Here is a 7,253-nt window from a genome sequence, read left to right as displayed (position 1 = left end):
CAAGGATGCGTGAGCATCGCATCTGCTGGCATTTCATAACCAGCCAAATAAGCACCCGGCATTGCATCACGAAAATTATCGCGCACTTATGTCATCTCACCCAGACCAATGAATTGACTGTGGATGATGCTTTACGCACTTAGAAAGAAATTACCGGAACTGCCCAGATAAGTTTTGCTGAATTAGTAGCAAAAGTATAGTGAGGTAACCTACATAAAAAGAATAACTTCTATTATCAGTCTACCAACCTATTTAGATCATAAAAATCATAACAATAAAGAACTAAGTTGCAATAAAAATAATGCCCAAGCCAAAATAAAGAAACCTTACAAAAACTTACATATGAAAAGAAAGTGATTTGATACATTCACTGGATTTTGTAAATTTAGTAAGGTTTAGTTACATCGTTAAATAGATTTAATATTATTTTATAAATAATTTATAGAGATAAAACGGCGGAGATTCGTGTACATGAAGTTAAAAAACGTCTTTGAGATTATGCTACCTATTCTCCTATGTGCTCTGCCAATCACGGCGAAGTCGCAAGGAGATTTGAGCGCTGGTAAATCAACGCACACGAAAGAAGAGTCAATGGATACAAAATTTCATGCTCCATACCCATTTACTGCCCAAGAACTATGGGCAAATTTGCTGACAATTGCAGCGAAATTCCCTGAGAGTGGATCTAGAGAAAACGTTGAAAAAATGTGGGGAATAAAAATGGTTCAGGCTATCGGGACAATAAATTCTCGCACTGAGTTAAATCCAACCGTTATTGAGGCCCTTGATGGCCGTGATTGGTATTTTGCTCTATCAATGGATGTAGAAAAGTCGATAACTAAATATTTTAAGTTTTCTTGGAAGCATTCACCCTTTGGATACATACAATCTCGTCCAGATAGTCTGTGTATCGATGTCAATCAAATTAGGACAGATCTTGAAAAAGCTGGTTGGAAGTTTCATTCAAAAGGACATCCAGAGCGGAATGATATATTTGAAACTAGATATGAGAAATCCACGAATGAAACTTTAACGCTTATCTCTGCTGAGGGAAAAGATTATGCTTGCTTATATAGCATGGATCTATTTTCTAAATAAATTTTTATAAAGTACAAAATGACTGATTGGGAGTCATCAATTCACCAGATTTCGCACAGTTATTTGCAATTCCTAGTGAATTTATAGGTTCTTATTCGTCTTGTAAACCGCTTCCTGCTTGATGCTGAGGTTTATTCCAGGGACGACTAAGTTGATTCGATCGATGTCACACAAAGGGTGTTCACCGGATAACGCGGCCCACGAGGGATTCACTGGTATAACGAAAAGCGAATTAAGATATCCCTTAGATCACTTAGTCCCATCGAATACCGAGAAAGTCTCGGATTTATGCCATAAACCAGTCCAAGTTTTACGCCGCACCCCGCTGGTCAATATTGAGTGCGCGCCAACATGCAATATACCTAACTTGCAGTACAAACCGACTTGCTCGGATCACAAATTTGTGAACGCCCGAGAAAATTGATAATTACTATCCTAACAGTACTTCCCGATGTAAACGATACAGTACCCGGATTAGGTGTTTGGCTACTAGCATTTGTTCGCGTGCGCCCATTACCCGTATATGAGATATATGGTGCAACAAATGTACTTGCGATAGTAATTATATTTGCAGAAGCCTCATGAAAAAAAATAATAGTTTCTCCTGGATCCACAATTTGATTGCTATTTGCATCAATAAATACCGTCCATCCTGAACTCCAATTAGCCCCGTCATTTGGCACCATATCTACCCTGCTACCGCGCTTGATAGCTTCAGATCGCGTCATATTAATTGCTGCATAAAACTCACTAGCGGTCGAAACTAATTTTTGATTGTTAATGAAACTGGAAAAACTAGGGGCACCAATAGCTAAAAGTATAGCGGCTACGGATATCGTAACCATTAACTCCACCAGACTAAAACCTTGAGTTGGGGGTCGCAGGATAAATTTGGTTTTCATATATTTACCAGCAAGTATCTTTTGTACCGGTACCCGTGTAGGCTTTTACTCCAGTGCTAGTCAATGTAAAGTTCCCGCATATAGGATCTTTAAAGCTCGAGTTAACGTTACTAGTGCCAGGGGTGGCGGTAAGTAAAACACAACTTTGTATGACATCACCCGTGCATGCAGTCGCTTGTAATTCATACAAACTACTTGTAGCCGCGTCTCCACTGAACCAACTAAATTTTAACTGATTAGCATTTGTTGACGCTTTTGAAAACACAATATACGTTGAATTTTGGGTATAAAATTGTTCCTCCTGTTGCATACGCTTTAAAAGGGCAGTCTTTGCCTCTGAGCGCCTGGCTTTGACGACGCTCGACGTATAACTTGAATAAGCAATCGCACAAAGAATAGCCATGATAGCAACTGTAATCATCATTTCGATCAAAGTGAAACCTTTTGAATTATTTTTTTTCATAACAAATCCAATTATTTATTAGCTTCTTTTTGAAGTTCTTGCCAATTTTGCAATTCACGCCAACTAATACGCCCACCACGCTGTATCGTATCTTGAGCCGTAGCATTTTCGCTAGAACCACTTGCCCCACCAGTGCCTGATGTACGGATATTATTTTTTGTCACTATTCTTCGAGAGCCTACGCTATTTCTATCAGTTACTGTTGTACTAGTGATTATTACCAGAGGGGATGTAGGTAAACCGATAGTTGACAATGTTCCAGTAACAATCGCATTTCCACTAGAATCAACACCCGTTAAACCAGTAAGTGAATCCAATTGATACTTACGACCAGTTCCACTACTACAAGGATCAGAACTCAAAATTAAAGAATTGAAATAAAGAGTAGTTCCAGCAATCGCTGTCGTTGTAATAATTCTTTCTCCCGTAGTACTAGAATTATTAAAGTCAAAGTACCAACCCTTTTTTGACGGTGACACCGTGCCGTAGGTAAAACTATTTCCGGTAAGAGTAAATCCTCCACCTGAAACATTTAGCGTGCGAGGCTCCAACTGTGCTCGACTCGTTACCCTGTCAGCATCGGCAGTTGTATCAAAAATTGCATAATATGAACTAACATCATAGTTTGCAGGGAGCGTGTCATAACTTTCCAGATACTTACCTGTACCAAAATAAACAATATATCCGCCACCAGGAGCAAAAATCACCCTCGGTTGAACGGTAATAGGCTGTGGTTTATTAGTAACTGGAGTTATTGCCGTAAAAACTGACTTTGTTGGTGACTTAGCAACAGATATATTGCCTAAGGTAAAATCAAAACGCCATAAATTACCTTGTAAATCACCAGCATAAGCATATTGAACTGCACCATTTGAATCAAGAACAATCGTTGGAGTAGCAAGCCCATTTGCTTTAGTAGAATCGCTAATAGGAGTAGATAATTTAAAATAATTACTTCCTTTGACCCAAGGGTCTCCAGGCTTTTTATCGAGAGATAAAATGAACAGAGCCCCTGCCCCTGCGGTAGTAGCAGTAGAATTGGGATCATAATTATTATATCCACTGGATACGACGACAAAGTTACCATATATGGGCGTTGTACCGGATGTTCCCGTAAGAAACTTGCCTATTACTGGCGGATTTAAGATGTAACCCATATCTGGATCGTTTGCGTCAGAAAATTCCCATAACGCGCCGCCATTACCAACAAAATTAGTCGGATTTGTAACGTCAAGCGTAAAGACACCTTTTGCACCGGATCCCATGCCAGATACAAGTACTGTTTTCCAACTACCGCTGACCTGCGCCTCTCTTATCGTCATTTTCCCATCAACATACGCAGTATGTTGATAATAAGGATCTGTCAGTTGATTAAGCTTGGGGATCAGTATGTTAGGAATATAAGCAAACAATTCAGTTCCATCATCGGCATTAAAAGCGTGCAACATACCGTCATTTGCACCGACATATACTGCTTTTTGTCTAGATGCATTATTTGCATAAAACGTGCTGTAACCAGCATCTGAAATATTTTGTGCGGGAACACCATAAAATAGTGGTGCACTATTTACGATGTCACCAAAAGCCCCTGTCTTATCATTGCGTGTACGAAAAATACCAGGATCAATTTTAGTTACTGGATCTACTTTTCCTAGCTCTAAGGTCCTTACACCCCTTAAAAAATCGATCCTATCGCTAGCGCGATTGTCCACGACGTTAGTATGAGGGTTGGTGTTTAAGGCTATTTGGTTAGCCGTACTAAAATTAGTGCCATTGCTACCCCAGCTAAATTCAACAGTAGATAAAGAGCCGTCAGCGGCAACTTTAGATGTATAAATTTTTCTGCTGGCGGGTGCCGTCGCGGCAACATTATTAGTTGGATCACCACTTAAAATTAAACCTGCATCCCAAACAGGTAAATCTGTTGCGGCAGCCGTCGCAGATTTTTTAAATAAATGACCAGACCAACGGTTACCATCAAAACCGGGCTCATAAACATAAGGATTATCTTTATTACTCGTTGATGAAATGCCCACACCAGAAAGAGTACCTGCGTTGCTTGATAGAGTCGCAAATATATTATTAATTGCAGTAATCATTTGCTTAGGATTACTCGCTAAAAAATAATTTGATGGATCAGTTCCGGTAGCAGTACCCGTCCATTCTGTATTGTTGGTAATAACAGTCTTATTATCAGTATCAAATGTTTTAAAGGGATTAGCATCCACATTTTTATCATCAAAACTACCGTATTTGGCTGCCAAATATAATGACGATTGACGTGGCTTTACACCACGTGGACTGCTATCTAATGTGCCATTACCACCCTCATCAACGTCGATCGAAAAACTTGTTACGCGAACGCGCTTATCAAAACGAATGTCATTTGTGTGTGCCCAATAAGCAGTACCAGCGACATAAAAAGTAGCGTTACCAACACCTGTATTGGCATTTGCCAAATTAGATAAAGAACTATTTGGCGCCGAATTACCGTAAGTCGTTGTAGATTCCATTGCAGCAACAGTACTTGTTTGATTCATAACGTTAAAAGCAGGCCATGTTGCATCAGCAGTATCCGCAGAACGAGCATTCCGATAGGAATTTGTTCTGGTGTTACCAGGTATATATAAATCGTCCCATGTGTTAACGTCACCAATAGTAATAATATAATTTTTTTGACACGATGCTTCTATAGGATCCGTCCAAGTAGTAATCACAGGAAATTTATTTTTCATCGCATCGGTCATACCGGAGTAAGCATCAGGAGTAGGCTGTTTACCTTGCAAATAACGAATACTTTCGTAATACAGTTCGCTAATAGGATCGTAAGTTTTATACGTGCCTGGAGCAGAGGGATCCGTTCTGCCAAACTGATTAAGGTAATTAATTACACCACTAGCTCCTAAAGCATCATTTTCTGGATTCGCACCAAATATGCCTGTATTGGCATCCCATTCAGGCCTATCATTAGTCTCCTCAACAAACGAATTTACGGCACGATATTGTTTGCTACCGACATATTTAAGCGGCGCACGTAAGACACCACCATACCGCGACTCAGAATTATCCATTAGGTAGCCAAAAGCACCGAAACGTACCGTATTTTGATTTCTCTGCATTTGACCTACCGGCTTATAACTGCCATTTGGATATTGTTGGCACAAATCAGTACGTGCGGTGGCCTCAGCTGTGTCACAAACTTGCACTCTAGCTAAATATTCACCAAGGACGCGATCAGTAGTCACATCAAGTTGATTATCTTTAGTCCAATCATTATTTGGTAAAGTACGTTTAGTTCCGCACCCACCGCTCGCACTGACATCACTAAAAACAATTTTGTTATCGCAATTTAAAATATAAATAGTCGCGGAAGAAAATGGAGTGACTGCAGACGGTGCGCTCATATTGCCAGAGCCGTCTATATATTTCTTTTGGAAATTACCAGAATTATAAATACCTGGATATAGGTAAGCTCGTTGTAATACTGTCTGCGTTGTGGAGTCTACAATACGATCGCCCCCTGTCAATGCTAACCTCAACATATCAATCGACGAGGAAGCGGCCCAGTTCATAAAATTACCGCTAAAAAAACCACCATTAGCAGGGCATTCGTGGTTTGCATCGGCATCTCGAGAGACTGAGAAATAACCATTAGTCTGATCTGACACCCAAACAGTTCTGTTTAAGGCTTTTTTGTTCTGATCCAGTAAAAAAAGTTTTTGGCTACCATTTACATAACATTTCTTAGCATTAAAATAACCTAAATACTCGACTGCTTTATTGTAGTCATTAGAGTTGGTGTATGCAGCCTTCACGGTAGGAAACTCTACCGATAAATCAAGCAACAAATTAGGGTGTAAAGTCCCCCCGCCTGCGTAAAGAGGAATATTAGCTAAGGCCACGGTAGGGACACCTGCAAAGGCCTGTAAGTGGCTAAGTATTAGCGTTCCAAATAGCACGTTCTTTAATAATGATTTCATTTTTTTCCACTCCATATTGCGTATATATTTGACATGCCCAGTTAGTTAATTGCTTTACGATAAAAGGATTGCAAAACAACTTGCGTAGTCAAATTAGCGCCAAACCCAATTGCGGTAATGCGGTAAAGAAATTTTTTACCACTTTTTGCATCGTTAGCGTATTCAGCTTGTCCGGCATCAGCAACACCAGGTGGGATGATGTCTGGAACTGCCTCAATAATATATCTGGGTACCTTGACAGGAAATGACGCCTTACTTAAAACCATGGTTTGCCCCGTGAATGTTCCATATGCAACAGATATACCATTAGAACTATCATCTGCTAGATTTACGGTCTGCCAAATTGGTTTACCTGTACCAACAACAGCAGGCGCGCACAAACCTTGAGTTATATTGCCAGTTCCTGAACCACAACCAGCAACAAATGCAATATTTGATGTGGGGTCAAATGTTGCTCCTCGTGAATTTGCTGAGGGAGTACCTTGCGGGTCAATATCAAGCTCTGCGTCTTTTACGGCGGCTTCTGCTGCAGACAAAGCAACTTGTCTGTCTCGATCACTGCGAGAAGATTTTTCTCCTTGCAAAGACATGTTTGCCAAAGAAACTCCAAGTACTAAAACAACGATCAACATTAATAGAGAAACAATCAAAGAGGCTCCTCTCTCGTACGAGCTAAACTGATTTACTCGGATATATGGATAGCGATTGACCATAAAAGAATTCTGCATATTATTTAAATATTTGGTGGGAGACAGATATTTCTGGCTGGATCGACCAGGCAATTATTACGAAGTTGTATAGTAGAAGAAA

General features: G+C 40.0%; 5 protein-coding genes and 1 pseudogene. 2 read left to right on the top strand and 4 right to left on the bottom strand.

The window, feature by feature from the left end; translation table 11 throughout:
• The first annotated feature begins 471 nt into the window (after positions 1–471).
• Both QN395_RS20670 and QN395_RS20665 read left to right on the top strand, forming a co-directional pair.
• Positions 472–1,098: a hypothetical protein gene (locus QN395_RS20670; RefSeq protein WP_323493136.1), complete on the top strand. Its 627-nt coding sequence runs from the start codon at positions 472–474 to the stop codon at positions 1,096–1,098.
• Positions 1,099–1,246: 148 nt separating this feature from the next.
• A pseudogene (locus QN395_RS20665) lies at positions 1,247–1,395 on the top strand (IS3 family transposase); the annotation flags it as partial.
• A 65-nt stretch (positions 1,396–1,460) separates the two neighbouring features.
• Here the strand turns inward: QN395_RS20665 and QN395_RS20660 are convergent.
• Genes QN395_RS20660 through QN395_RS20645 form a run of 4 tightly spaced genes read right to left on the bottom strand, consistent with a single transcriptional unit; the run spans position 1,461 to position 7,093 of the window.
• Positions 1,461–2,000 (bottom strand): GspH/FimT family pseudopilin, encoded by a 540-nt coding sequence (locus QN395_RS20660; protein WP_322118415.1) that lies wholly within the window; start codon positions 1,998–2,000, stop codon positions 1,461–1,463.
• Between the two features lie 4 nt (positions 2,001–2,004).
• Positions 2,005–2,463 (bottom strand): type IV pilin protein, encoded by a 459-nt coding sequence (locus QN395_RS20655; protein ID WP_322118414.1) that lies wholly within the window; start codon positions 2,461–2,463, stop codon positions 2,005–2,007.
• 11 nt (positions 2,464–2,474) lie between these two features.
• On the bottom strand, positions 2,475–6,443 hold the full coding sequence (locus QN395_RS20650) for a pilus assembly protein (protein WP_323492937.1): 3,969 nt from the start codon (positions 6,441–6,443) through the stop codon (positions 2,475–2,477).
• A 41-nt stretch (positions 6,444–6,484) separates the two neighbouring features.
• A complete protein-coding gene (locus tag QN395_RS20645) occupies positions 6,485–7,093 on the bottom strand; it encodes a pilus assembly PilX family protein (protein WP_322118412.1) in 609 nt (202 codons plus the stop codon).
• Positions 7,094–7,253 lie beyond the last annotated feature (160 nt).

The organism is Undibacterium sp. RTI2.2 (genome assembly GCF_035018705.1).
Classification (GTDB): domain Bacteria; phylum Pseudomonadota; class Gammaproteobacteria; order Burkholderiales; family Burkholderiaceae_D; genus Undibacterium.
This window is presented reverse-complemented; position numbering and strand designations above follow the sequence as displayed.